The sequence below is a fragment of the Campylobacter sp. genome, assembly GCF_019423325.1.
GTDB lineage: Bacteria > Campylobacterota > Campylobacteria > Campylobacterales > Campylobacteraceae > Campylobacter_B.
On the sequence record NZ_JAHZBQ010000001.1, the window covers coordinates 16,461 to 42,499 of the forward strand.

General features: G+C 45.1%; 28 protein-coding genes. 15 read left to right on the forward strand and 13 right to left on the reverse strand.

The annotated features are described in order from the left end of the window. Window positions 1-197: 197 nt before the first annotated feature. Genes QZ367_RS00100 through panC form a run of 4 tightly spaced genes read right to left on the reverse strand, consistent with a single transcriptional unit; the run spans window position 198 to window position 4,183 of the window. On the reverse strand, window positions 198-854 hold the full coding sequence (locus QZ367_RS00100; RefSeq protein ID WP_291935584.1) for a metallophosphoesterase: 657 nt from the start codon (window positions 852-854) through the stop codon (window positions 198-200). Next, window positions 851-1,852, reverse strand: a complete 1,002-nt coding sequence (gene tilS, locus QZ367_RS00105; RefSeq protein ID WP_291935587.1) for a tRNA lysidine(34) synthetase TilS — start codon at window positions 1,850-1,852, stop codon at window positions 851-853. The genes QZ367_RS00100 and tilS overlap by 4 nt, the downstream gene beginning before the upstream one ends. Continuing rightward, the gene (locus QZ367_RS00110; protein ID WP_291935590.1) at window positions 1,849-3,360 is read right to left on the reverse strand and encodes a MiaB/RimO family radical SAM methylthiotransferase; all 1,512 of its coding nucleotides are present in this window, start codon (window positions 3,358-3,360) and stop codon (window positions 1,849-1,851) included. Before QZ367_RS00110 ends, tilS begins: the two co-directional genes overlap by 4 nt. A gap of 1 nt (window position 3,361) precedes the next feature. Then, window positions 3,362-4,183 (reverse strand): pantoate--beta-alanine ligase, encoded by an 822-nt coding sequence (gene panC / locus QZ367_RS00115; RefSeq protein ID WP_291935593.1) that lies wholly within the window; start codon window positions 4,181-4,183, stop codon window positions 3,362-3,364. Window positions 4,184-4,348: 165 nt separating this feature from the next. Here panC and QZ367_RS00120 point away from each other — a divergent pair, with 165 nt between their 5' ends. The 5 genes from QZ367_RS00120 to QZ367_RS00140 all read left to right on the forward strand — a co-directional run bounded on the left by QZ367_RS00120 (window position 4,349) and on the right by QZ367_RS00140 (window position 7,108). Continuing rightward, window positions 4,349-4,648 (forward strand): DUF883 domain-containing protein, encoded by a 300-nt coding sequence (locus tag QZ367_RS00120; RefSeq protein ID WP_291935598.1) that lies wholly within the window; start codon window positions 4,349-4,351, stop codon window positions 4,646-4,648. Window positions 4,649-4,907: 259 nt separating this feature from the next. After that, window positions 4,908-5,144, forward strand: coding sequence for a hypothetical protein (locus QZ367_RS00125; protein ID WP_291935601.1), 237 nt, complete (start codon window positions 4,908-4,910; stop codon window positions 5,142-5,144). Window positions 5,145-5,204: 60 nt separating this feature from the next. After that, complete coding sequence (prfB, locus tag QZ367_RS00130; protein WP_291935604.1) at window positions 5,205-6,302, forward strand: peptide chain release factor 2; 1,098 nt, start codon at window positions 5,205-5,207, stop codon at window positions 6,300-6,302. 22 nt (window positions 6,303-6,324) lie between these two features. Continuing rightward, complete coding sequence (locus QZ367_RS00135) at window positions 6,325-6,660, forward strand: type II secretion system protein (protein ID WP_291935607.1); 336 nt, start codon at window positions 6,325-6,327, stop codon at window positions 6,658-6,660. Between the two features lie 10 nt (window positions 6,661-6,670). Next, window positions 6,671-7,108, forward strand: a complete 438-nt coding sequence (locus tag QZ367_RS00140) for a hypothetical protein (RefSeq protein ID WP_005870060.1) — start codon at window positions 6,671-6,673, stop codon at window positions 7,106-7,108. 149 nt (window positions 7,109-7,257) lie between these two features. Here the strand turns inward: QZ367_RS00140 and QZ367_RS00145 are convergent, their stop codons facing one another. The 3 genes from QZ367_RS00145 to QZ367_RS00155 all read right to left on the reverse strand — a co-directional run bounded on the left by QZ367_RS00145 (window position 7,258) and on the right by QZ367_RS00155 (window position 10,098). Beyond that, on the reverse strand, window positions 7,258-7,998 hold the full coding sequence (locus QZ367_RS00145; protein WP_291935615.1) for a hypothetical protein: 741 nt from the start codon (window positions 7,996-7,998) through the stop codon (window positions 7,258-7,260). 41 nt (window positions 7,999-8,039) lie between these two features. Continuing rightward, window positions 8,040-8,945 (reverse strand): hypothetical protein, encoded by a 906-nt coding sequence (locus tag QZ367_RS00150; RefSeq protein WP_291935618.1) that lies wholly within the window; start codon window positions 8,943-8,945, stop codon window positions 8,040-8,042. A 586-nt stretch (window positions 8,946-9,531) separates the two neighbouring features. Then, complete coding sequence (locus QZ367_RS00155; protein ID WP_005870765.1) at window positions 9,532-10,098, reverse strand: PAS domain-containing protein; 567 nt, start codon at window positions 10,096-10,098, stop codon at window positions 9,532-9,534. 156 nt (window positions 10,099-10,254) lie between these two features. Here QZ367_RS00155 and QZ367_RS00160 point away from each other — a divergent pair, with 156 nt between their 5' ends. The 6 genes from QZ367_RS00160 (at window position 10,255) to QZ367_RS00185 (ending at window position 17,170) form a co-directional block, all read left to right on the forward strand. Continuing rightward, window positions 10,255-11,487 carry an MFS transporter gene (locus QZ367_RS00160; RefSeq protein ID WP_291935638.1) on the forward strand — a complete coding sequence of 411 codons (1,233 nt, stop codon included), beginning with the start codon at window positions 10,255-10,257 and terminating at the stop codon, window positions 11,485-11,487. A gap of 86 nt (window positions 11,488-11,573) precedes the next feature. Beyond that, entirely contained in the window at window positions 11,574-13,838 is a 2,265-nt protein-coding gene (gene phsA, locus QZ367_RS00165; RefSeq protein WP_291935640.1) for a thiosulfate reductase PhsA, read from the forward strand. A 10-nt stretch (window positions 13,839-13,848) separates the two neighbouring features. After that, the gene (locus tag QZ367_RS00170; RefSeq protein ID WP_177387548.1) at window positions 13,849-14,415 is read left to right on the forward strand and encodes a 4Fe-4S dicluster domain-containing protein; all 567 of its coding nucleotides are present in this window, start codon (window positions 13,849-13,851) and stop codon (window positions 14,413-14,415) included. After that, window positions 14,408-15,379 carry an NrfD/PsrC family molybdoenzyme membrane anchor subunit gene (gene nrfD / locus QZ367_RS00175; RefSeq protein ID WP_291935645.1) on the forward strand — a complete coding sequence of 324 codons (972 nt, stop codon included), beginning with the start codon at window positions 14,408-14,410 and terminating at the stop codon, window positions 15,377-15,379. The genes QZ367_RS00170 and nrfD overlap by 8 nt, the downstream gene beginning before the upstream one ends. A 26-nt stretch (window positions 15,380-15,405) precedes the next feature. Further along, window positions 15,406-16,059 carry a response regulator transcription factor gene (locus QZ367_RS00180; RefSeq protein WP_291935646.1) on the forward strand — a complete coding sequence of 218 codons (654 nt, stop codon included), beginning with the start codon at window positions 15,406-15,408 and terminating at the stop codon, window positions 16,057-16,059. Next, entirely contained in the window at window positions 16,052-17,170 is a 1,119-nt protein-coding gene (locus tag QZ367_RS00185) for a HAMP domain-containing sensor histidine kinase (protein ID WP_291935647.1), read from the forward strand. The genes QZ367_RS00180 and QZ367_RS00185 overlap by 8 nt, the downstream gene beginning before the upstream one ends. A gap of 93 nt (window positions 17,171-17,263) precedes the next feature. Here QZ367_RS00185 and QZ367_RS00190 read toward each other — a convergent pair whose 3' ends face one another. From QZ367_RS00190 to QZ367_RS00200, 3 genes are read right to left on the reverse strand one after another with little or no spacing between them, the layout of a single operon-like run. Continuing rightward, entirely contained in the window at window positions 17,264-18,118 is an 855-nt protein-coding gene (locus QZ367_RS00190; protein WP_291935649.1) for a hypothetical protein, read from the reverse strand. Between the two features lie 33 nt (window positions 18,119-18,151). Continuing rightward, on the reverse strand, window positions 18,152-18,970 hold the full coding sequence (locus tag QZ367_RS00195) for a cache domain-containing protein (protein ID WP_291935651.1): 819 nt from the start codon (window positions 18,968-18,970) through the stop codon (window positions 18,152-18,154). Further along, the gene (locus QZ367_RS00200) at window positions 18,967-19,338 is read right to left on the reverse strand and encodes an HIT family protein (RefSeq protein WP_291935653.1); all 372 of its coding nucleotides are present in this window, start codon (window positions 19,336-19,338) and stop codon (window positions 18,967-18,969) included. The genes QZ367_RS00195 and QZ367_RS00200 overlap by 4 nt, the downstream gene beginning before the upstream one ends. 162 nt (window positions 19,339-19,500) lie before the next feature. Between QZ367_RS00200 and QZ367_RS00205 the strand changes: the two genes are divergently transcribed. Continuing rightward, entirely contained in the window at window positions 19,501-20,709 is a 1,209-nt protein-coding gene (locus QZ367_RS00205; RefSeq protein ID WP_291935655.1) for an MFS transporter, read from the forward strand. Window positions 20,710-20,938: 229 nt separating this feature from the next. Here the strand turns inward: QZ367_RS00205 and QZ367_RS00210 are convergent, their stop codons facing one another. Continuing rightward, window positions 20,939-21,547: a YigZ family protein gene (locus tag QZ367_RS00210; protein ID WP_291935658.1), complete on the reverse strand. Its 609-nt coding sequence runs from the start codon at window positions 21,545-21,547 to the stop codon at window positions 20,939-20,941. Window positions 21,548-21,617: 70 nt separating this feature from the next. Here QZ367_RS00210 and galU point away from each other — a divergent pair, with 70 nt between their 5' ends. The 3 genes from galU (at window position 21,618) to QZ367_RS00225 (ending at window position 24,333) form a co-directional block, all read left to right on the forward strand. Next, on the forward strand, window positions 21,618-22,454 hold the full coding sequence (gene galU, locus QZ367_RS00215) for a UTP--glucose-1-phosphate uridylyltransferase GalU (RefSeq protein WP_291935661.1): 837 nt from the start codon (window positions 21,618-21,620) through the stop codon (window positions 22,452-22,454). After that, on the forward strand, window positions 22,441-23,703 hold the full coding sequence (locus QZ367_RS00220; protein ID WP_291935664.1) for a glucose-6-phosphate isomerase: 1,263 nt from the start codon (window positions 22,441-22,443) through the stop codon (window positions 23,701-23,703). Before galU ends, QZ367_RS00220 begins: the two co-directional genes overlap by 14 nt. A 237-nt stretch (window positions 23,704-23,940) precedes the next feature. Beyond that, on the forward strand, window positions 23,941-24,333 hold the full coding sequence (locus QZ367_RS00225; RefSeq protein WP_291935666.1) for a VOC family protein: 393 nt from the start codon (window positions 23,941-23,943) through the stop codon (window positions 24,331-24,333). Between the two features lie 161 nt (window positions 24,334-24,494). On the opposite strand, the gene QZ367_RS00230 is transcribed toward QZ367_RS00225, so the two are convergent. Then, the gene (locus tag QZ367_RS00230) at window positions 24,495-25,214 is read right to left on the reverse strand and encodes a hypothetical protein (RefSeq protein ID WP_291935668.1); all 720 of its coding nucleotides are present in this window, start codon (window positions 25,212-25,214) and stop codon (window positions 24,495-24,497) included. An 11-nt stretch (window positions 25,215-25,225) separates the two neighbouring features. Further along, on the reverse strand, window positions 25,226-25,969 hold the full coding sequence (locus tag QZ367_RS00235; RefSeq protein ID WP_291935669.1) for a hypothetical protein: 744 nt from the start codon (window positions 25,967-25,969) through the stop codon (window positions 25,226-25,228). Between the last annotated feature and the right edge of the window lie 70 nt (window positions 25,970-26,039).

The window sequence follows — 26,039 nt, forward strand, 5'->3', positions numbered from 1 at the left end:
TTAAAATTTTATCTTTGCAATATTGCGCTTGCTTGATACGATTTAGTTGCCTGTTTGCGCCGCATTTTATTAAATTTTATCTCGCGTTACATAATGGATTTTGGCTGGGTAAAATCATTCGTATTTAAATCAGCTCGATTTTAAATTTAAGCTCATTTGCCGCAAAGATCCGTCTTGCGTCGTAAATTTTATCTTTTTCACGAATCCAGATTAATTTTGCGTAAAAAATTTTCTATCAAAGCTCGCCTTTGCTCCACGTCGTCGCTATCGCTAATGCCCTCTAACTCGCTTGCGTGATGCGCTTTGGGCGGGATATCTTTCAGATACGACCACACCTCGTCTTCGCTTAAAATTTTGCCGTGCAGATCAAAGCCTACGTTTAGCGCTCTGCCCGAAACCTCGGCGATATCTGCATGCAGGTGACCGTAGAGCATCAGCGCGCCATAATGGCAGTTTGCCCACTCGATCATTGGGTAGTGAGACAGAGCCGCTCTCTTATGCGATAGGCGCACAAAGGCATATCCCACGATCTGCTCAAACATAAAATTGCCGTCCGCCTTGCGTCCGCTTAGCAGTTCATTTTTCATCGCAGCAATCCGTCCATCGTGGTTACCGAGCACCAAAAAATGCCGCCCGTTTAGTCTGCGAAGTAACTCGCAAGTGTGCGCAAAATCCTTGTGAAAGGAGACGTCGCCGAGATTATAGACAAGATCCTCGGGCGTAACGAGCGCATTCCAAGCGGCGATGAGATTTTCATCCATCTCGGCTACGTTCGCGCCTTTTCTAAAATTCGGGTATTTTTTCAGCACCAGCTCGTGGCCGAAGTGTAGATCGGAGGTAAAATAAACGCTCATAAAAGCTCCTCAAATAGCGCAAGATCCGCTCCCACGGCAAATAAAAATCCGCGGTTTATCGGCGGGATTTTTAAGGTGCGGCACGCTTCTTTAAATTTCTTGTCCATCGCGGCTTTGATATATGGCGTTACGAGAATAAAATTTTCGCCCGCACCCACGGCTACCTTGCCGCCTAGCACGCAGCCTGCGCCGTTTTCTAGGCAGCGAGCGCATTCGTTTCGCTGCGCCAAGCTTAGCACGAGTCCTAGCCGCTTGCAGGCAAGATCCACGCCGCGAAGCTCGTTTGCACCGCGTTTTACGAGATAAATTCTAGGTGCGGGATTAGAAATTTCGGGAGTTAAGCTTAACGCGTCGGTCGCCAAAAATTCAAAGCTTTTTTTCACGCCGCCAAAGTATTCGTTTAAAAACGGCTCGCTAAATTTCGCGCGAATAAAGCCTCGTTTAAACCGGCCCGTCAAATTCGTTTCGTCGGTGAAGTATTTTAGGTTTCGCTCACGCAAAAACCGCTCCAGCTCGCACTTTCGCACGCTTAGAAGCGGACGAGCGATCACGTAGTCCTCGCGGGACTCAAACTCCTGCATGCCCAATAGCTCGCTAAGCCCCGCGCCGCGCCCAAGCTGCATCAAAAACCACTCGAATTTATCGTCAAACTGATGCGCTAAGATCAAATTTTCATATCCCTGCTCGCGGCAAATCTCGGAAAAAAAATCATATCTGGCCGCGCGCGCCTCGTGCTCGAAATTTGACGTGCCCAGTCGCACGCTTTTTACGTAAATTTGTTTGTTAAATTTGGCTGCCAAATGCCTTGCCGAGGCAACTTCGTCCTTGCTCTGCGCGCGGACGTTATAATCCACGATCGCAAGGTCAAATTTCACGCCCGCCTCATCCAAAAGGTAAAAAAGCGCTGTGCTATCGACGCCATGCGAAAAGGCAAGCAGATTTTTGCCGGCCCGCAGCAAGGCTAGAATTTTGCTTGGAATTTCGGGCGAGTTTTTCATTGTCCTTGCGAGTTTTTTAGCACTCGCGCAAGCAGCCTATCGCCCGCAAATTCCGTGATTTCGCACTCGTATAGACCGCCTACTTTTAGATTTTGCACGCAGCTTTCGTTGATTAAAATTTCGCCGTCGATGTCCTTGTCCCATGAAAGAGGCTTGGCGCCGTAAAAAAACTCGCCCTCGCTGCTGGCACCTTCGATTATTAGGGGCATCTTTTTGCCTACGAGCGCGTGCATGCTGCTATCTATCGCTTCGCGCGTGATTTTTTCGATTTTATTCAGACGGCGACTAATTGTCCGTGCGGGGATCTGCGGCATCGCAAAGCTCGCCGTATCCTCCTCCTTGCTGTAGGCAAAAGCTGAAATTCTATCAAATTTAAACTCCTGCAAAAAGTCGCAAAGCTCGTCAAATTCTACGTCTGTTTCGCCTGGGTGTCCGACGATGACGCCCGTTCGTAAAAATGCGCCCGGCGCACTTCGCATTAAATTTAAAAGCTCTTTGATCCGCGCCGCGCTCGCGCCGCGCTTCATCAGGCTTAGCATTTTGTCGTTTATGTGCTGAATCGGCATGTCGAAGTAATTTGCGAAAACGGGTGAGCCCACGATCGTGCGGATGAGTCGCTCGTCGGTGCTGGTGGGGTAGAGATACAGCACGCGCGCGACCTTGACGCCTCTAATTTTTTCGATGCGTTTTATCAACGCGACTAGATCTATATCCTGCTCGTGGACTCTTTCGTCGTCCGCACTCTCGCCGCCAGAGCCCTTACCGCAGGAGAGCCTACTTTGAGCGAAAATCTTATCTCCCGCGCTGCCGCTTGAGCCATCGGAATTCTGCCCGTCGAGAAAGCCCGCAAAATTTAACTCGCCTTCGGAGCCTTTAAAATTTGATCCACCCTTGTTGCCGCGTCTTAGATCGCGACCATAGCTGCTAGAATCCTGCGCGATAAAGCTGAAATCGTAAAATCCGCGCGCCACCAAGCCGCGCACCTCTGCTTCGATGTCGTCGATGCTGCGGCTTTTTAGGCGACCTTTGAAGCCCGGAATGGCGCAGAAAGAGCATTTTTGATTACAGCCTTCCGAAATTTTGATGTAGGCATGGTAGTTTGAGCCCGTTATCACGCGCGAAGAGGTAAGCGCGGGACTTTGCAGATAGGTTTGCGGGCTAAATAAATTTTGCTTTTTTAAGATCATTTCGTCGATCTTATCATAGTCGCCGACGCCGCTAAAAATATCGACTTCGGGCAGTTCGCGCATAAGTTCATCCTTGTAGCGCTGCATCAGACAGCCCGTGACGACCAGCAGCGCGCCGCTTTTTTTCTGCTCGCTAAGCTTCAAAATCGCGCGGATGCTCTCTTGCTTAGCGCTTGCGATGAAGCCGCAGGTGTTTACGATCATCACGTCCGCGCTCGCAGGCTCATCCGTGAGCTCGTAGTTTTGCAGACGCCCGAGCATGATCTCGCTATCGACTAAATTTTTATTGCAGCCTAGAGAAACGAGATGGAGTTTTGCCATTTTACAGCCAGATATTATCGATCAGGCGGGTTGTGCCGACCTTTGCGGCAAGCAGGATTATCGTATCGCCTTGCTTGATCTGCGAAATTTCATTAAATTTATAATCCACGAACGCTATATAATCGACCGCCAGCGGCTCAAGCACGCTAAGCATCTTTTCGCGGACGATGTTTAGGCTGATCTCGCCTTTTTTAATAAGCGAGCTGGCGTTTAGCAAGGAGCGCGAAAGCTTAAGCGCCATAAGCTTTCCCTCCTCATCCAAATAGGCGTTGCGCGAGCTAAGTGCCAAGCCGTCACTCTCGCGCACGATCTCACAAGGGATGATATTTATAGGCATAAAAAAGCTCTTTACCATCTTCTGCACGATGAAAAGCTGCTGGGTGTCCTTTTTACCCATATAAACGTTGTTAGGACGAGTTAGATTAAAAAGCTTATTTAGCACTTTAAGTACGCCGTCGAAGTGCCCGGGACGCGTTTTGCCTTCTAAAATTTCACTTATCGGCTTAGGTGCTATGATCGTTGGCTCCTCCGTGCCGTAAATTTCATCCACGGTCGGGATAAAAAGCGCGTTCACATCGAGGCTTTCGCAAATTTTAATATCGCCCGCTTCGTTTTTTGGGTAGCTATTTAGATCCTCGCCGGGCAAAAACTGCGCCGGATTGAGGAATGCCGAGACGATTACGATGTCGTTTTCGTTTCGCGCCCTTTTTATGAGGCTCGCATGCCCTGCGTGCAAAGCCCCCATCGTAGGTACGAAGCCTACGCTGCCGCTTGCTGATGCTCTGAAGCTTTTTAGCTCCTCTACGCTTCTAATAATCTGCATTGTTCTCTCTTTTCAATATAAAATATTAAGGTTGGCAATTATATCAAAAAATATTAAAGGTATAAATTAAACGCGAAAGGGCGGTCTATTTAGCGAGCGTTAATCAATAAGTACTAAAATCTACCACGAGCTTTAGCTCTAAAATAAACTTCAAAAGGAGCGAAAATGGCTACTCAAGAGACAAATTTAGATTCTTTGAAAAAGGATATCGACTCTTTAAAAGCGGATTTTAAAGAGATTATGAAGTCCATCAAAAATATAGGCGCAGAGCGTGCAGAGTCTGCTAAAGATAAAATTCTAGATCAGCTAAACAGCAATGAGATCAAAAAATATATAGACGATCTAAGGCTCAAAGGCAAAGACGGCATAGAAAGCGTAAATGACACGATAAAACAAGATCCGATAAAAAGCGTTGCTATCGCTGCGGGCGTCGGATTTTTGCTCGCTTGGTTGCTGAAAAAATAATGGCCGGCATATCTGAATTTATAGTTTCGGTAGTAGAGCTCGTAGACGCTCAAGCTAGCGATATTAGGCGCTCTTTTTTAAAGAGCGCCAATTCGGTTTTACTAAATATAATTACGGGCATAATTTGCATTATAGGCTTAATTTTCTTTTTGCTAGGGCTGCACGCGCTTCTTGAAAAGACTATCGGAGAAATTTGGGCGTATTTTGCCTGCTCCATCGCAGCTTTTTTATGCTCTATCATCGTGTATAAGGTACTTTCGTGCAAAGCGAAATGACAAAAGAAAAGCTAAGACTAGTGGTGTCTATGCTTGAAGACAAAAAAGCCGATTGTAAAAAGTTAAAGCTAGAAGAAGCAAAGCTAAAACTGCTACTAAACGACCCTTTGCCAGATCTCTCGACGGAGCTTAAACTGATTAATCGCGGAAATATCAAGCAGGTTTTGATATCCCTAATAGATAAATGCTTCATAATGCCCGCCTTAAATAAAATTTTATAAACAACCTTAATCCAAAATATGTTATAATCACGCCAAAAGCATAAAAAAAGGTTTTAAATTTTGGATAATTACGAATACACGGAACTTTTAAAAACCCTAAATACTAAAGTCGAAAATATTGCGGGCGTCGTAAAACCGGAGAACATCAAAGCGCGCCTAAAAGAGATCGAGGAGCTTGAAAACGATCAAAATCTCTGGCAGGACGTCGCAAAAGCAGGCGCCATCGGCAAGGAAAAAACTAAAATTTCAAATATCTTAAATAAATTTCTAAACGCTAAAAATGCCGTAGACGACGCAAAAGCTCTATATGAGCTGGCAAACTCGGAAAACGACGAAGAGACGATAAACTCGCTGTTTGCCGAGGCGGACGCGCTAGAGGGCAAGATCATAAATTTAGAAATTTCCATGATGCTTAGCGGTGAAAACGACGATAAAAACGCTATCGTCAGCATTCATCCGGGCGCGGGCGGTACGGAGAGTAACGACTGGGCGAGTATGCTATACCGCATGTATCTGCGCTTTTGCGAGCGAGAAGGCTTTAAGATAGAGGTTTTGGACTTTCAAGAGGGCGAGGAAGCAGGTCTTAAAGATGTTAGCTTCATCGTGCGCGGCGAGAACGCCTACGGATATCTGAAAGCCGAAAACGGCATCCATCGCCTGGTGCGCGTAAGCCCATTCGATAGTGCAGGGCGCAGACATACGAGCTTTTCAAGCGTGATGGTAAGCCCCGAGCTAAATGATGATATCGAGATAAATATCGAAGAGAAGGATATCCGCGTCGATGTGTTTCGCGCAAGCGGCGCAGGCGGGCAGCATATCAATAAAACCGAAAGCGCCGTGCGTATCACGCACATCCCAACGGGCATCGTAGTAAACTGCCAAAATGACAGAAGCCAGCACAAAAACAAAGAAACGGCGATGAAGGTGCTAAAGTCGCGCCTTTACGAGCTTGAGCTGATGAAACAGCGTGAGAAGGACGAGAACGTGCCTAAAAGCGAGATCGGCTGGGGGCATCAGATCCGCTCCTACGTGCTTTTCCCGTATCAGCAGGTTAAGGACAACCGCAGCGGCGAGGCTTATAGCCAAACCGATGCGATTTTAGACGGCGATATAAAAAGCATAATCGAAGGTGTTTTGATTTCACAAGCGAACAGATAAATTTTTTTTCGAAAGGATGAGAATGAGTGAAGATGGAATTTTGCTAGCGCTAGGATATAGCGTAAACGACGCGACGGTCGCGCAGCTGCGAGGAATTTTATCGAAGTGCGATTTTGAGGATAATGAGCTTGATCGCATTGTGGGGCTGAATGATAAGCTTAAAATTTACGGTGCGCACGTGGCGATGTCGAATTCAAACCCGTATTTTAAGATCAAAAACGACGCTACGAACGAGGAGCGCAAGACCACTGTGGAGCAGATCATCAGCGCTTGGTCGGAAAAATTTAAGCTCAAGCTACAAAAGGTCGCGGGCAAAGAGACCTATTACGTTTTGGGTCGCCAAATTTCAAAAAATTAAGGAGCAAAATATGAAAAAAATTCTAGCTTTGATCGCCGCCGGGGTGTTTTTAGCAGGCTGCGTTAGCAACGCACCGAAAAGCGCAGTCGATGCGCCAAAGAGCGGCAAATATTCCTTCGCCGATGTTCAAGACGGTATCCGTGCGATGAACCTACAAGGCAGCGTCGTGCAAAGCGATGCGTGCAAAAACGGCAATGGCGCAATGTGTCTAAATTTTGCGGATTCTATGTATTCCAAGCACGACTATGCTTCTGCCGCCAACGCCTACAACGCTGCGTGCACGCTCTCTCAAAACTTCCCTGCTTGCCAGAAGCTCGCAGCGATGTTTGAAAAAGGTGAGGGCGTGGAGCAAAATAAATTCAACGCCATTGATCTATACCGCATCTCGTGCTATTACGGCTACAAGGACGCGTGCGCAAATATGCGCCGCTTAGGATATAACGGCTAGCGTTTTTGGGATTTAAATTTTAAAATTCTGTTTTAGATTTACTCACTACGAACTGCTTTCAAATTCCATTCCGCCGTATCGCGGGATGGAATTTGATGCGTGAAAAATTCTGCATCATACATTTTGATAAAATTTTATGTCACTTATAGCTAGAAATAAATTTTATTTAAATCGTTGATATTTATATTGTGTCTAGCTAAGAAATACTCTTTCAATTCAAAATATATAGAATTTCTAAATATCGGTATTAAATAATATCTGGAGCAAGCAAATAAGCCGATATGTCCATAATGCGGTTCGCCAACTCTTAATGCTGGGAAAAGCGAAAATCTCCTATCGCCGCTTTTTCCCAAAACAAGACAAAAGATAAATTTTATTAATATATTGCCTACAAACTGAAACAAAGCAAAGCTCAAAAACCAACGAGCAACCACGAGATCAATCGTCATAAAAACTAAGCATAGTAGTGCCGCCATAAATAGATATAGCCATTCTCTTTTCCCTTTAAAATTTCCTATAAAAAAGGACCAATCCATATTATGCTGCAAATTTTCACATTGCTCGACATGCGCGATTTTATCTTTTTCGTAAAATTCTATTTGATTGTTTTTAAGCCGTATCGTCGGTCTCTCTTTTCTATAATCTATAAGCTCCGGCAATATAATGAATAGCGATAAAAACGATAAAAACAAAATCATGTATATACCGTCCTTGGCGCTATAATCCACTGCGCCGCTGGCTTTCCAATCAAAATTTACGATTATGGCAAATACGCCGCCTATAAAAAGAGAGAAAACCATTAATAGCTTTTGATATAGATATTCGTAGTTTTTAAGAATTATTGGATCTTTGTCGTAATCTCTTGTTTGCTGTTTATTAAAATTTTCCATTTATCAGTACTTTTTATAAAATCAGCTTATTTCCTTGCTTTTTAATTCGCCTTATGATATCCCTTTTTAAATTTAAATTTTCTAAATTTTACCTTTTTGCTAAATACCGACAAGGTGCGCGGGACGGTATCTAAATCTATATGCGTTTTGCGCATAAAATACTCTTTTAATTCCAGATACTCTTTTTTGCTATAAATAAAAACATTTATAATTCTAAGATCGCCCGTTTCGCCATATACCACAAGCCGGTCATGAATACCTAAGCATCTGAAACTGCCATTTTTAAGATGCATCAATATACCCGCTCCGAATAGGCTAATTGCTATCATCGAAATTAGCGCGATCATCGCATGCATTCCGCGCATAACGTATGCACCCAAAGGCCAAAGCGACAAAAACAGCATTTCGGGTATGCTTATCCTCTGCCGCCAGTCCCAGCGCGGATCAAAACTGATCGCAACGGCGCCGATTTGCTCAAGCTTCAAAGATTTATAAGCTTTATCTTCTTTGCGGTATTCGACCTCAGAATCGTTAAATACGAAATAGACGCCCTTTTGTTGCTTTCGCCTGATAAAAAACATTACCAAAGCGAAAGGAAGTAATCTAAAATTTTTGGGCTCAATAGGGTTTACTACGGTAACGACCGAGATGAAGAATAAACATCCTATAAGCGTAGCAATCGTGGAATATTTCATATAGTCGTAAAAAGCATAGTCTTTTATTACTATCGGATCTTTGTCGTAATCTCTGGCTTGGACTTCGGAGCTTTTGTTAATAGTGGTATCATCGGAATTTAAAGTCTTAGAGCTTGTATCTTCTAATTTTAAATTTTTGAAGTCGAAAGCGTTAAAATTTTTTGGATAAAGACCTTCTGTTAGATTTTGCTTTGCATCGCTGTGCTGATTATTTAGGAGTTTTCTTAATTTCTCAAGCCTGCTTTGATCCATTTATCGCCTTTAAATTTGGTGGACGCACCATTTTATATTCTCATCACTTAAAGCTCAGTAAATTTTATCGCTCATTCGCTGTCCTACAATAAGGCAAAGACTCTAGAAATTTTAAGCTATACGTAAAATCTACCATAAATCCAAAAAATTCTAATCAAGCGTATAAATTCCCTTATTTTTAATCCACCTTATACCCAACTTTTTAAATTTTAAAGCAACCCTCTTGTCTTATGGCAAATTTCTCTCTTAGCAAATCACCTTTTTCTTATATTAAGTAGCTATATAGCTCGATACCCTGTCGTAAGTTACTTTCTAGCGCTTCACAGAACTGCGCTAAATACGTATCAGGAATTTTAGATGCAGAAACAACCTGTATGGTGTGATACTACTAGGTGTAAAATATATATAAGAAATCTAAAATATAATCTTTACAGAATTTTTATTAAATTCTGTATTTCAAATTTAAGAAATTTCCGCGGAATTTTGGCTAAATTTCGCATTTTATAATTTTATTATGTCATGGAATTTTCGAGGTAAAATTCCAACCAATTCCGCGGAATTTTAATTTGCGTCCGTGTCAGTCAAACTAGCTAAAAAGCTTTTTCATCGCCTTAAAAAACATTGCGGTGAGCGGATTTGATTTGCCTGAGACCTTTGCGATCCAGCTCTCGTAGGTCTCGCCTTTGCTTTTTAAAAAGTCCACGAGCGCCTTTTGGCTAGCCTGCATACCGCCGTTTCTTTCAGCATCCAGTAGCGCCCTATAAATTGGCTCTATAGTTTCGATCGCAGATCTTGGTGGAGCCTTGCGAAATGCCGTGTATTCGGTGATCTGCCCTGTCACAGGATCTTTTTTAGAAGTAAATTCCGTAATGACCCAATAAAAGCGCCCGTCTTTGGCTAAATTTTTAACCACGGCGGTAAAATCCTTGCCTTGTTGTATCGTATCCCACATGAGCTTAAACGCTATTCGCGGCATATCCGGATGTCGTATGATGTTATGCGGCTGTCCCAAAAGCTCAAGCTCACTATAGCCGCAAATCATACAAAAATATGGATTTGCAAACGTGATAATGCCCTTCGGATCGGTTTTGGAAACTATATAGCGCTTCTCATCGAGTTTGATTTCCTGATTAATCGGAGTCGGTCTTTGCATTTTTAATCCTTTGCTTAAAAATTTATTGCAGAGTATATAAAATTTTTCTTTTCAGAAATATTAAATTTTCGTTAAATTTTTATAAATGTTAAATCTTTAAGTGAATTTTTAAAATTTAATGTATAATCTCAAATCAAAATTTCAAAAGGCGGCGCGTTGAAAAATCCCTTCCTATCGCTTAAATACTCAAATTTTAGAATTTATTGGATCGGGATGAACCTCTCGCTGATCGGTTCTTGGATGCAAAGCGTCGCGCTGCCGTGGCTAGTGCTAAGCATAACCGCAGATGCTTTTAAAGTTAGCCTTGTAGCCGCGGCGCGGTTCTTGCCCGCGCTACTTTTCACGCCGTTTTCCGGTGTACTGCTAGATAAGTTTAATCGCAAAAAGATCCTTCTACTTGCTCAAATAGGCATGGCGGTGACTGCCTCAATTTTCGCGGTTATGAGCTTTTGCGAGCTATATTCTTTCGGCAAAATTTTATTTTGCGCTTTTGCAAGCGGCATCTTTACCAGCATGGATGCCCCGAGCCGTCAGTCGATGGTAAAAGACCTCATCGATTCGCCCCGCGATCTAGCCAACGCCATAGCGTTAAATTCTATGTCCTTCAACGTCGCTCGTATTGCAGGACCCGCACTTGCGGGGATCGTGATGGCGCTGTGGGGCGTGGGCTTTTGCTTTTTATTCAACGCGCTTAGCTTTTTAGGCATCATCGTTTCGCTGTTTTTCATCAGAATTCCGCCATCCGCTACTACGCTATCTAGCAGAAGCGGAGGCGTTTTTGCCTCGATCGGTGCTGGAATTTCGTATGTATCGCACAAAAAAATTCTAAGCGAGCTAATGATAATAGTGCTTATCGTAGCGACGCTGGTGCCAAATTACAACGTAACGATCTCGACGCTTGTTAAGCTTAGCCTGGGCGCGGATGAGCGAAGCTTTGGATATTTGATGTCGGCTCTAGGCGTGGGGGCCTTTTGTGGCGCGCTTTTCGTAGCAGTTTTTGATAAACTTGGCATCCGCAAAATCAGATCGTGCGCGATCGCTATGGGAGCGAGCTTAGCTCTTACTGGGGCTGCGAATTCCTTCGCATGGGCTGCGGCAGGGCTTGCCGTAACTGGGTTTCTTTTCGTAATCACAAACTCAAGCATTAACTCCACCGTGCAAATGCACGTAAGCAACGAATTTCGCGGGCGCGTGCTTAGCTTATACGCGCTATTTTTAATAGGTAGTACGCCATTTGGAGCGCTCATATCGGGCTTTTTTACCGAGTTATTAGGCGCTCGCGTAGCCCTTGCAATCTGCGGTGCAATTAGCATTTTGCTACTGCTGGCGCTATTTTACGGCTTTAAAATACGGCGCAGGACGCATTTTATCTTTCGAGATAAAGTCTAAGCCAAAAGCTGCATTATCAAAATTAACCTTATTTTTACGATGAAGCTTTAGAATTCCTACCAAAAATTTAAAGGTAAGGAGTTTTTATGAATAGACGAAATTTCTTAAAAAGCACCGCCGCGATCGGCACGCTAGCGACGTTAAATCTAAATTTAAACGCTAGCGCGGTTACAGGCGGGACGGAAAAGAAAGTCGCCAGCGTCTGCGAGATGTGCTCCTCGCGCTGTCCTATCGAGGTGACCGTCAAAGACGGCCGCGGCGCTCTTATCGAGGGCAACCACAGGTTTGCAAACAAAACCTCCGTCTGCGCGCGCGGAGGCGCGGGCATAAATCAGCTCTACGACGATCAGAGGCTCATTAAGCCGCTCATTCGCGTAGGCGAGCGCGGCGAGGGCAAATTTAGAGAAGTAAGCTGGGACGAGGCGCTTAAAATTTGCGCGCAGAGGCTAGACGAGATTTCACAAAAATACGGCCCGCAAAGCGTAGTTTTTACCTCTAAAACGGGCGAGCACCATACTCAGATGATGAATTTCGCCTGTGCCTACGGCAGTCCGAACATCTACTCGCACTGGTCCTGTTGCCCGGTCACCTACAATATCGCCGTGCCGCACACTTTCGGCGCCAATATGCAAAGAGACTACGGCGACGCAAAATATATCGTAAATTTCGGCCACAATCTTTTTGAGGGCATCGACATCTCAAAAACCAAAAAGCTCGCAAAAGCCGCGAGCAGAGAGGACGTAAAGCTTTTGGTGCTCGATCCGCGCTTCAGTACCGTAGCTTCCAAGGCAGACGAGTGGTTGCCGATAAAGCCGGGAACCGACGCGGCGTTTTTGATGGCGCTAATCCACGTCTGGCTGCGCGATAACAAATACGACAAAAAATTTATCGAACAATACGCCGTGGGGCTAGAGGAGCTAAAGCAGTCCGTGAAGGATACGACGCCGCTTTGGCAGGAGGGCATTACGGGGATCAAAGCAGACAAAATCGAGCGCATCGCAAATGAAATTTACGCCGCGGCTCCAGCCGTCGTAATCGACTGGGGTCATAAAACCACGACTGCCAAAGCCGAATACGTCCGCACGCGCGCCATCGCAATCGCAAACGCGCTGATGGGAAACGTCGAGAAAAAGGGCGGAATTTACTTTTCTAAAGACTCTAAAACCTTCAACACGCTTTGCAAAGAGGATCTATTCCCTACCATCTCAAACCCGGATAAAGGCTTTAAAATTCCAAAGACCGCGCGCATCGACGGCTGCGGCGAAGAAGGTAGCGAAAATTTCTTCGTGCCACGCAAACACGGCGTTTTAATGCAGATCGCGCCTACGATTTTAAGCGAAAAGCCTTACCCTGTAAAAGGCTGGGTCAGCACGCGCTTTAACCACCTCATCAACGTTGCGGGCGTGGATAAGAGCGTAGAGGCGATCAAAAAGCTAGACTTCGTGCTCGCAATCGACGTATATATGAGCGACTTCGCGTGCTTAGCTGACGTGATCTTGCCCGAATCCACATATTTGGAGCGCGACGAGTCGATTCAAAATAAAGGCGGCACCGCGCCTGGATTTGTGATGCGAAACAAAGCCGTTGAGCCGGTGGGCGATACGAAGTGCGGCTATGAAATTTTTAGAGAGCTTGCGAGGGTGATGAAGATCGATAAGGACTACACCTGGAACAACATCGACGAATACCGCATGCAGCAAGCCAAAGGCAACGCTGAGCTGATCGCAAATTTAATCAAAAACGGCTACGTAAGCTACAAGGTGCCGAAGCTATACTACCGAGAGCCGAAGCTCGTGGCTAAATTTATCGATAAATATCCTGCCGCGGCGGAGTTCGTGGACGAAAACGGCGAGATGAGCTCGCAGATGAAATTTAAAACCCCGAGCGGCAAGATCGAGCTTTTCGCGCCGAAAGTGGAGGAGCTTTTCGCGGGATACGGCTGCTTAAACACCGAGGGTATGGACGTATTCGGCGGGCACAAATACTGCCTAATGACCGGCAAGACCGCGCTTCACACCAACGGCCATACTCAAAATGTCAAAATTTTAAACGATATGATGAGCGAATCGCCGGTTTGGATCAGCCCTGCTTCTGCAAAAGCGGAGGGGCTAAAGACGGGCGATGTCGTGAAGCTTAAAAATAAATTCGGCGAGCAAAAGGCTAAAATTTTCGTCACGCAAGGCATCAGAGACGATTGCCTATTTTTATACCACGGCTTTGGGCACGTAAGCCCCGGGCTAAAGCGCACGAACGGCATAGGCACGAACCAAAGCGTCCTTCTCGATCCCGCTGCGGGTCCTGTGGTAAGCACGATGGTAACCAACGTCGGCGTCGATATAGTTAAAATTTAAGGGAGCGGTTATGAAAAAACTCATAATGATTCACGACGAAAATTTATGTATAGGTTGCCAAGCCTGTTCGGTTGCGTGCAGGAACGAAAACGGCGTGCCTAGCGGCGTTTATAGGCTGCAGGTTCACGGCAAAACAAGCGGCGTTTTTCCAAATTTAAAGCTCGATTATTCGCGCGCCAGCTGCGTTATGTGCGAGGATAGCCCCTGCGTGGACGTCTGCCCTACGGGAGCGAGCTTTAAAACCAAAGACGGCGTAACGCTCATAGACGAGAGACTTTGCGTCAGCTGCAAATACTGCATCCTGGCCTGTCCTTACGACGCCAGATTTGTCGATCCTATCACTCACGCCATCGGCAAATGCACCTTTTGCTACACAAACCGCACGAGCAAAGGCTTGCAGCCTGCCTGCGTGAGCGTGTGTCCGACCGACGCTTTAGTTTTCGGCGACGTAAACGACGCAGGCTCAGGGGTAAACAAGCTGCTAGCCAAAACGAGCGTAGAATATCCGAAAGCGTATCTAAACACCAAACCGCGCCTAGCGAATATCAAAAACAAAAAAGGAGGACGCTATGAATAATATGTGGGGCGATATGAGCCAATATTCTGAAATTTACTGGCCTTGGCCGATTGCGATTTATCTATTTTTGGCGGGTCTTAGCGCGGGGGCGACGATGGTGGCGCTTTTAGTTAAATGGAATCGCCACGAAAGCGAGCAAAATTCCATCTGGGATGCGATGATTAGAGCAGGTGCGATCACGGCGCCGCTTACGATCTGCGCGGGGCTTTTGCTCTTGATCTTTGATCTGGGCAAGCCATTTAGCTTTTATCTTTTGCTGATCAAATTTAACTTCGGCTCGGTGATGAGTCTCGGCGTTTTGGCGCTTTTGATCTACGTGCCGTTTAGCTTTGTATTTGCGCTATGCGTATTCGGCGAGGAAATTTGCAAATTTAAACTACTTGCGTTCCTGCGACCTATCGTAAATTTGCTAAGCTCGTTCGCCAAGGCTTCCAAAGCTTTCGAGCGAGTTTTGTTTATCCTTGCTCTTTGCGTGGGCGCATATACGGGCTTTTTGTTAAGCGCGGTGATGAAAATTTCGCTTTGGAATACTCCGGTACTGCCGATTTTATTTCTGCTATCCGGCTTTTCCAGCGGCATCGCGGCGAGCATTTTAGTGGGACTTCTGTTTTTTAAAGGCTCGTTAAACAAAGATAGCATAAAATACCTTTTGGTGCTTGATCTGCGCGCGATACTCTTTGAAATTCCGCTTTTATTCATTCTGTTTGTCGGGATGTATTTTGAGGGCGGCACTAGCGCGCTTGCGGCACAGCAGGCTTTAACGCACGAGGTTTACGGTAAAATTTTCTGGATCGGCGTTTTAGGCACGGGGCTCATCGCTCCGATCATTATCGCCTTTACGGCGCTGAAAAATCACGCCTACAAGCCTGCGTTTATAGTTTTAAATTCTTTCGTCGTGCTTTGCGGCGTCATTCTGCTTCGTTACTACATCGTATATGCGGGGCAAATTTGCACGGGAGCGTAGTATCGCTCCCGATTTAGGGAGTGAGTTTGAAAATTTTACTTTTAGAAGACGATTTTGAATACAGAAGCAGCGTAAGCGAGTATCTGCAGGAGCTGGGCTACGAGGTGGACGAATGCGAAAGCGGCGACGCAGCCTGCGATAAGATCGCCGCGAATGCCTACCACTTGCTGATTTTAGACATCAAGGTGCCGGAGGTTTCGGGCGAAGAGGTGCTCAAATACGCGCGCAGCCTCGGCCTCAACACTCCCGTGATGATGATGACCTCGCTCGGCGACATCGACGATTTGAGCCAGTGCTACGAACTAGGCTGCAACGAATATCTAAAAAAGCCCTTCCACCTAGCCGAGCTTAAATTTAGAGTAAGCGAGCTGATGCGAAAGTATTTCGGCGACGAAAAGGGCGCCGTCAAGATCGCAGATAAATTTTACTACTTCGCAAATTTAAAAATTTTAAAACGCGCGGACGAAGAGATATCGCTAAGCGCCAAAGAGATCAAGATTATAGAATTTCTGCTCGCCAATATCAAAAGGTTCGTTAGCGTCGATGAACTCATCGCCGATGTGTGGGACGGCGAGGCGGGCAGCGTCGATGTGCGCGTGCATATCAGCAACCTCCGCGCCAAAACGAGCAACGATTTCATCCTCTCCAGCCGCGGACTCGGATATAAGATCAATGCTTAAAGGGTTTAAATTTACGCTTTTTAGCGCGATTTTCATCATCGGCGCCTTTATAAGCGAGAGCCTTTATATCATCTATTTAAACTCCAAAATCGAGGAGGGCGCCGACGTCGCCGAGCTGATACAAAAAAGCGGCGAAGCCCTAGCCGGCGCGGATCTGAATCTAAAAGACGAGCTCATCTACGACTACGCGATCCTAAATGCAAACGGCGAAATTTTAAGATCAAACCTAAGCGTGCAGCCGCCGGATTTTGCGTTTATCACGCTGAAATTCGGCGGGCGAGTGTTTTTCAAGCGCCATTTTCTGCATGAGGGCAAGCTGCATTTTTTCGTCATCTCAAAAAAGATAAGCTACGCAAAGATAGAATTTATCGCGATCTCTACGATCTTTATCACGATTTTCGTAGCGCTCATCATCGCACTGTTTAACTACAAAATCATAAAAAATTTCTACGCGCAGCAAAGCAACCTCATCAAGGCGTTTTTCAACGACGCGATGCACGAGCTAAAGACCCCTCTGGGCGTCGCGCTCATCAACACCGAGATGCTTGGGTTGCGCGACAAACACACTGCGCGTATCAAATCCGCACTCAAGCAGATGGTAATTACTTACGAGGACGTGGAGTACTTCATCAAAAGCGGCAAGATGAGCTTAAAAAGCCGCCGCATCGATATGAGCGAGTTTTTGGGCGCTAGGATAAATTTCATCTATCTGGTCGCAAAAAGCAAAAACATAAGCCTGCAATCGCGAATAGCGCCCGACGTGAGCGTTTTTATGGACGAAACCTCGCTAATGCGCCTCATCGACAATACCCTAAGCAATGCCATAAAATACTCGCGCCCCGGCGGCAAGATCATCATCGGGCTGGAAAAGGGGGTGAGCATAGCGGTCTTTAGCGTGCAGGACTTCGGCATCGGCATAAAGGATACGAGCGCGATCTGGGAGAGATACTCGCGCGAAAACGCGGCTCTTGGCGGATTCGGCCTCGGGCTAAACATAATCGATAAAATTTGCAAGCGCTACGGCATCGCAAAAAGCGTCAGCTCGAAGCTCGGTGAGGGCAGCACCTTTTGCTACAAAATCCCGCTGTTTAAGCAGAAGCTTTTGGATTAAAACGGCGCGCGAAATTTAGGCGTAAATTTTAAAATTTAGAAGTAGAATTCGCGCGGCTATCGGGCTTTTTAAAATTTTGTTTTAGCACGGTTTTCAGCCGCCTTTTGCCTCTCTACTACCTAAATAATATTCTTCCAATGGATAATTTAGATTTCCGCAGTTGTCCAGCTCAAAACCCTGTTTTATATCAAACGACGCCTTGTTTCTTTCCTGATAATATTCTTTGATTTTTTCAGAAAAATTCATTCTATCAAATAGGTATTCGGAATGGTTGCGTTGTATATAATTTTTATAAATTAAAACAAACTTATCTAACAATATATGAATATTTGGTCCTTTGTAAGCGCCATCTAGAATAATTATCGGTCTATCAAACCCGGCACTCATATCATTTAAATTTATCTTTATAGATTTCTTTGGGTCGGTTTTTTTAGCCTTTAATTTATTCATAAAAATTTCCTCAAACGTCTCATTATTATCATGATGCTTTTTTAATACTTCAAACCAATTAGATAAATTTATGTTCTCTAGTTCATAGTATGCAATTTCATATGAGCTACGCCAAGAACTGCCATAGGCGTAGGTCCTATAATCATTGATCATTTGCTCTAGTTTTAGATCATAATCCAAATACTGCCCTATTGCTCTTTTATACAGCTCCTCTCTCGGTAAAATTCTATCCTCTTTTAGGCAATATCCTTGCTTATATTTGTTGTAATCGGGGAGGGAAACCACGGCGAAGCCTCGCGAAGTGGAGTAATCGGGAATTATACGAATAAATGCGGCGCAAAGTATCGTCGCCAGAAGCGGCACGCCTACTAACGCTTTAAATTTAGCGGAATTATAAAATTTCATACCGACGCTCCTTTTAAAATTTAAAATTTCAGCGCAAATTCCCGCGATCTTGCGATTAAATTTAAAACGCTCGTCGTCGTCGCTACGAAACAAACAAGCGATAGGCGCCTAAATTTAACCTCGCCGCTAGCCTTCGCGGTGCAAAATTATATAGCCCAGCTTCGTGCCGTTTTCGTCCGAAAACGCCCGCACGTAAAAATAATGCCCGTCCTTTTTGATAAAGCTCTGCGCCCCAAAATCAAGCGTCGCCAAAATCGACAAAACGTCGTAATCCGGCGCGCTATTTACGACGATAAAGTCCTTGATAACGCCTATTTTATCGTAAAAGCAGTCGGTCTCGAACCTCTTATCTACGAGGATAAAAATATCGTTTCCCATGCGGTTGATCTGCGCGATGACGTGCTCGAAATCGAGCATTATCTCGGCGCTTCCGATAAATTTGCCCTCGCTAAAAACCGGCGAAATTCCGCGCATAAAAACCCCACACCGCCCCATCTCGACGAGCGCTTTGGGAAGCAGGCTTTGACGGATCTGCAAAAGCGAATGGCGAAACGAGCTCAGATCGTCGTTGTAAAATTCGTCGCTCCAGCTCCTAGCCAGGCTTCTGGTGTTTTGCGTATGAAAATGTATCTTCACGCCCGTATAAAAGGGCACTGCGCTTAAGATATCTTTGTATTTTTTCGTCACGTCCATGCACTCGCCGTGTTTGCCGCTTTCGAAGCAGCGCACCACGTCGCTGTTTTGCGACAAAATCAGCGAGATCGCAAAGGCGTTTAGCTTCTCTTCGTCCACGATCTTTTCAAATAGGCTCGCGCTAAAATCGAACTGCTGCTTGATTTTTATCTCGTTTTCCTCGCTTTTAAAGCGCAGATAAAATGCAAAGGTGGCGACGCAGCAAGCAAGCGCGAAAAGACTTAGGTATTTTTTGGATCGCGCGCCTATCATCTGAATTCCATCTTTAAATTTGCCGCTAAAACCTCTGCGAATTCGCTAAATTCCGGCAGATCGAGCTTACCGTTTCGCATCTTTTTACCCCAAACGGACTCTGGGAAAAAACTGTCGTTTTTAAAGCGCGCTTGGACGTGAAAATGCACGCGCGGCACGTAGTTAGCGAAGCTTGCGATATTGATTTTATCGGGCGCGTAAAACTCCCGCAGGCTCTTTTCGCACTGAAGCACGGCACGCCACAGATGCGCCAACGTCGCCTCGTCGCAGTCGCTAAGCTCTTTAAATTTCGCCTTCGTAAAGACCTTCACCCACGGCACTTCGTGCTCCTCGCGCTGTACGTAAATCATCTCATCTTCGTAAATCATCGCTTCTCCTTGAAAACGGAATTTTAATGCAAAGCCCATTAAAGCTCGGTAAATTCCTCTTACATAAATAATATACTAAAATACATTAATTAAATATATCTATAAAATCTCGATATGTTCGTGATTTTTATGTTATAATTCTATCTTTTAAAAGGAATATATATGAAATCAGTTTGGATAATGATCCTATGCGCCGCGGCGATTTTGATGATTACGATGGGCATTCGTATGTCATTAGGTCTTTTCGTGCGGCCCATAATGCAAACAAATTCCCTATCCATCGCACAAGTAAGCTTTGCGATGGCAACTACGCAGCTGGTATGGGGCTTTTCGCAACCGCTTAGTGGGATACTTGCAGACAAGCTCGGTGCCTACGTCGTGCTGTTTTGGGGCAGCGTGCTTTTGGCGATTAGTTGCGCTCTTGTGCCGTTATTTAGCAGCGAAAGCGCGCTCGTATTAACGATGGGCTTTGGGCTTGCGCTGGGGCTTGGCGCGGGTAGTTTTCCGATTCTAATGAGCCTAATGGCAAAGCGCCTGCCATTTTCTATCCGCTCGGTTGCTAGCGGAGTGCTAAATGCAGGCGGCTCGTTCGGGCAGTTTTTATTTGCACCGATGATTGGGTTTTGTATCGCAACGCCTGCTTTGGGATACGGCGGCGCATTTTTTACGCTCGCAGGGCTTAGCTTGCTAATTCTGCCGCTTGCAAGACTTTTAGCAGGCGGTAAAATTCTATTTGGCGAACAAACCAGCCTGCATGAAGAAGATAAGCGCAGCTTAGGCGAAGTTCTGCGTTTGGCACTGCGCGATAAAAGCTATATTTTGATAAATTTAAGCTTTACTACGTGCGGTTTTCACGTAGCATTTTTAGTGACGCACCTACCTAGCGAAGTAGCGCTAAGCGGGCATGGCGCGCAGGTAGCGTCCTTTTCGCTCGCACTAATCGGTATCGCAAACATCGTAGGCAGCTTATTCGTAGGTTGGTGTGTTTCCAAAGTGCGCTGTAAAGTCATTTTATTTTGCATATATGCCCTGCGTATCGCTCTTATTGGTGCTTATGCGCTCTCGCCCAAAGATAGCCTTACATTTTATATCTTCAGCGTGGGATTAGGATTTACCTGGCTAGCGACCGTACCGCCTACTGCGGCTGCCGTCGGTAAGCTATTAGGGACGCGATATTTAGCAAGCCTATTTGGATTTACGATGCTTTCGCATCAAATCGGCGGATTTTTTGGCGCATATATCGGAGGTCTTGCGGTGAGAGCATACGGCGCGTATGATTATATGTGGTATTTGGATATGACGTTAGCGGCTATTGCAGCTCTGCTAAGCCTGCCTGTGCGTGAATCTAAGATGAAGCACGTGAAATTTTAAAAATTTTATGGGATTTTGAAATTTACGGACGGAATTTTCGCGTGATTTTGCAAGCTAAATTACGACAGAATTTTGAAAATTTTAAAATTTATCGGATTTTATGTTTCGCACGATGAAATTTCACTTTAGCTTTAAAATTCCGTTGCGATAATGCGATAAAATGCAAAATCCGCTCATGCTTTCAAATTTAGCCTGGGTGAGCTTTTAAATTTTATAGAATTTTGAAATTTTAAAATTTCGGCTCGTGCAGCATTTTAAGAGCCGGCGCGAGAGCATCTGCAAAGCCTTTAAATTTTTCAAATTCCTCCGCGCTAAACTCCGCGCTAAACTCCGCTCCCGCAGCACCAAAGCTCGCTTCATAAACGAAACCCGATTTTTTTAAAAAATGTTCAAATTTAGCTACCGCCGCAAACGGCACGAAAAACGCGCAGCGCCTTTTAAGAAAAAAGTCGGTTAAAGCGCCGCTGCTTGCGGCGGTCTCGATAGCGAGATTCGCGCTACTAGCGTATGCGCGCACTAGCCCGCCGGTGCCTAGCTTGATGCCGCCGAAGTAGCGCACCACGAGCACCGCGGCGTTAATCAGGCTGACGCCGCGAAGCGCGTTTAGGCACGGCGCGCCCGCGGTTGATTTGGGCTCGCCGTCGTCGCTTGAGTTTTCTACGATCTGCTCAAACTCACCGAGAGCGCGATACGCCCAGACGATATGCCGCGCCTTGGGATGCTGCTGCCGCAACTGCGCACGCAGCGCCTCAAAGCTCGCTAGCGGCGCGAGATAGGCGATGAAGCTTGATTTTTTAATCTCCTGCGCGGCGCTGATCTCTTTTTCAATCGTTTTCAAGGCTTTCCTTTGCGGAATTTTATCTTTTTTGCATTATAATAAAAGTTCAAAAAAAGATCAAAGGAGCTTCATGATCCAGACTTGTTTATTTCCCGCGGCGGGCTACGGTACGCGCTTTTTGCCCGCGACCAAATCGCTACCAAAAGAGATGCTTCCGATCCTTACCAAGCCGCTCATTCACTACGGCGTGGACGAGGCGCTGGAGGCGGGCATGGATAATATGGCTTTCGTCACGGGTCGCGGCAAACGCGCGCTGGAGGATTATTTTGACCGCAGCTACGAGCTGGAGGATCAAATTTCAGGCAGCAGCAAGGAGTATCTGCTCGACGAGATTAGGGCGCTTATGAAGCGCTGCACCTTCTCTTTTACGCGCCAAGAGCAGATGAAGGGGCTCGGCAACGCGATTTATACCGGTAAAATTTTAATCCGCGACGAGCCTTTCGGCGTGGTGCTCGCAGACGATCTGTGCGTGAACGAAAACGGCGAGGGCGTGCTTGCGCAGATGGTTAAAATTTACGAAAAATACCGCTGCAGCGTCGTTGCGGTAATGGAGGTGCCGCCGCAAGACGTAAACAAATACGGTATCATCGCAGGAAAGAGCATTAGCGACGATCTGATAATGGTCTCGGATATGATCGAAAAGCCCGAGCCTAGCGAGGCTCCATCAAACTTAGCCATCATCGGGCGCTATATCCTAACGCCTAATATTTTCGATCTCATTGAGCAGACGGCGCCGGGTAAAAACGGCGAGGTGCAGATCACCGACGCGCTTTTGAAGCAGGCTCAAAACGGCGTGGTGATCGCGTATAAATTTAAAGGCACTCGCTTCGACTGCGGCTCAGTAAAAGGCTACGTGGAGGCGATCAAATATTTCTACGAGCGAGAATTCGGCGATGGTAAAAAATAAGCTGTTTTTCCCGCCGGCAAAAGAGGGCGCGCTAGAAGAGGTAGCGGCAAAGATCCGCGCCGAATACGAAAGCGGCGAGATAGGCTACTACCGCCTGCCGCAGCAAGGCGCAGACGAAATAGCGCGAGCGCAGGAATTTTTTAGCGCGCGAAGCTACGACGGGATCGTGCTTTTGGGTATCGGCGGCTCTAGCGTAGGCGTGCGGGCGCTTTATGAGATGCTGCGTCCGCGCGTAAGAAAGAATTTGCGCTTTGAAATTTTGGATAATCTCGACGGGCACAGTGTAAACCGCGCGCTCGAAGGAATAAATTTTGCTCGCACGATCTTCATAGTATCCTCCAAATCGGGCGGCACGATCGAGACGATCTCGCTTTTTAAGGTCGTTTTGCAGCGTTTTGGAATTTCAAATTTAAAAGCGCTAGCAAAAAATTTCATCTTTATCACCGACGCAGGCTCGCCGCTGGATATCTTCGCGCGCGAGCACGGTGCCTGCGTGATAAATATGCCCGCTAACGTAGGCGGCCGTTTTAGCGTGTTAAGTGCGGTAGGGCTAGTGCCCGTAGTTGGGCTAGGCCTTGATGCAAGCGCGATGCTACGCGGAGCTGCCGCCACAAAAGAGCGGTATCTGGATGAAATTTTAGCATGCGATCCCGCTAAAATCGCGGAGAATAAAATTCTACGAAAAGCCCATCACTACGCCACGCACAAAAGTGCGAAAATCAACATCCTTTTTAGCTACGGCGACGCGTTGCGCGCATTGGGTGAGTGGTATGTGCAGCTCTGGGCGGAAAGCCTAGGTAAAAAGATCGGCTTTAGCCGAGTGGGGCTTACTCCTGTGGGACTTGTAGGCTCGCGCGATCAGCACAGCTTCCTTCAGCTCATAATGGACGGCGTAAAGGATAAGACCGTGACTTTCTTAAAGCTCACGGATAACGGCGCTACGGACGCGGTACCTAGCATCAGTCTACAAGGTCTTGAGGGCTGTGACTTTGTAAATGGCATGCGACTGGATGAGGTGCTAAATCTTCAGTGCGAAGCTACGCTGCAAGCCGTACTAAATGAGGGTATCAGCGTCGATCTTATCGAGGTTTCGCGGCTTTGTGAACAGAGCGTGGGCGAGCTATTTTACTACTTCGAGCTGCTAACCAGCGCTACTGGAGCGATACTGGGCGTCAGCACCTACGATCAGCCGGGCGTCGAGGTAGGCAAGAGAATTTTAAAATCGCTAGTTTTGAAATCGCAAGATTAAATTTCGCTTCTATTTTACGGGGGTACGGAATTTCGGCGCGTTCGATTTTACTTAGGCTAAATTTTAGAATTTTAAAATTACCGACGCAGAATTTTCCGTGCGTAAAATTGTCGCCGCGAAATTTTGATTTCGCGCTACGAGCATTTGGAATTTTGTCGCAAAATTTCGCGGTAAAATTCCAAAATTGTACCGCGAGGCGTAAAAATTTTGCGATTTGCGAGCGCACAGGGAGGCAAAATGAAAATCAAAGGGATCGATCACTTCGTCCTAGTTACGGAGGATCTGCAAAAATGCGTGGAATTTTACGAAGGGATTTTGGGGTTAGAGCACGTTTGCGAGGGCGGCAAACACAGCCTGCGTTTCGGCTCTTCAAAGATCAATATCCACACCCGCGCGGGCGAATTTGCGCCGTTTGCGGTGCGTCCTAGCGCAGGCTCGGCGGATTTTTGCCTCATCTGCGAAGATCAAAGCGCGCCGCAGCTCAAAACGGAGCTTGAAAGCAAAGGAGTGCAAATAGAGCTTGGCGTCGTGCCTCGCACCGGCGCGCGCGGCGCTATGCAAAGTATCTATCTGCGCGATCCTGACGGCAATCTCGTAGAGCTCGGCGTATATGAAAGCGGCGATGATTAGCGCGTAAATTTTAAAGGCAAAATTTCAAGCGGAGCGTTAAAATTTAAATTTTCCAAATTCTATCTTTCATTAAAGATCGATATTCTGCGGATTAAATTGTTTATCCCGCGGTACGCTAATTATGTATCGTTTGTATATTTTTTAAACCTTATCTTTTGTTTTTAGAATTTCATAAATTTGTTCATTTTATTCACTATTATTTTTGCGATATCATAAGACGGTTTCCAAAATAAATACCCTTCTGTAATATCTATATTTAGCGTATCCAAGAAATATTTTTGCAGCTCGCCAAGCTCATTTTTATTATTGATCGTAAATACTTCAGAATCGCGATCATTGCATATCAGCAATTTATCACAAAGTAAGAACCTAGCCGTTTTCTCAAACAGAATATAGTAGACGAATTTAATAATAGGCATCAATAATAAGCCCATAATTATAAAAATAACTACATAAAATCCAAAGTTATATAATGCCACGAAGATCATTATAAATAAAACTAAAGCACAAAATTTAATTTTCACATCAAAGGGCGCAAAATTAGGAATCATATAAGCATATCTGTAAACGGAGATGTTGTTTAGAGCTATCTCTTTTTCGCATTTTGTTTTATTTTTAAATTCTATTTTATCCCTCATAAAGGTTATCGTTTTTTTGCTATTTATAAAGCTCGCTGCGTATATAAAGAAAAATGCGGTGCCATAACCTAGCAATATTTTCATATAAAACCTAAATTTATACTCACTGCTAAAATGATAGGTCAAAGAACAAATTAACAAAATTCCAAGAGCTATCAGCCAAAACAGATCGTCTAGCTTTTTTACGACTATCGGTTCTTTGTCGTAATCTCTAAACCCAATCTCTTTGTTTCTTGAATCCATAACTTGCTCCTTCAACCAAGATAATATTTTTCTATTTTATCAATATCGATATGTTTTCTAATCAAAAACCATTCTTTTATCTCGTTTAGCCTTTCCGCACCATATACGCAAACTAAATAATTTTTTGCCGATAAAATAGAGCTTAAATAATAAGTATTTTCCTGCTCATAGTACGGATAATCTACTACGATTGCAGAAAAGAATGAAAAATTCTTAAAATTGCCTACAATTAAAAAGTGAAAAAATATTTTCAAAAAGATTGCAGAAAGTATTGAAAAAATGAAGAATAATAAAATTTGCGATGATAGAAACGATAGTGCTGCAATAGAAAAAATTATAATAATATTATAAATGAGGCGACGAATCTTATCATCGTTGCAATACCCCCAAAATGGTCTGCTTATCATATAATTTAAATGAATATTGTTCGTCCTTCTCTCAAGTTCGCCGTTGTTATAGAAATCTATAGAATTATTCATAAAGTAGATTTTTCGATTATTATTGCTTACACAGCTACTATAAATAAGTCTCAATGCTATTGCTATAAAAATTCCAAATATAACGCTAGAGCTTATTTCCATCATCGATATATGGCGTTTTGGAAAAATTAAATCCCATATGCTTAGAATATATCCGCCCAAAATCATAGGCGCGTATAAAAATGTAATTGTAGATATTAGTAGCCTCTCATAATTTTTTACTATTATCGGCTCTTTGTCGTAATCTCTGGCTTTTTGTTTATTATAATTTTCCATTATTTCAAGCCCCTTTTTAAAAATAGATATAAATTTATAATAGCTTAATTTGACAAAAGACTTTTATACG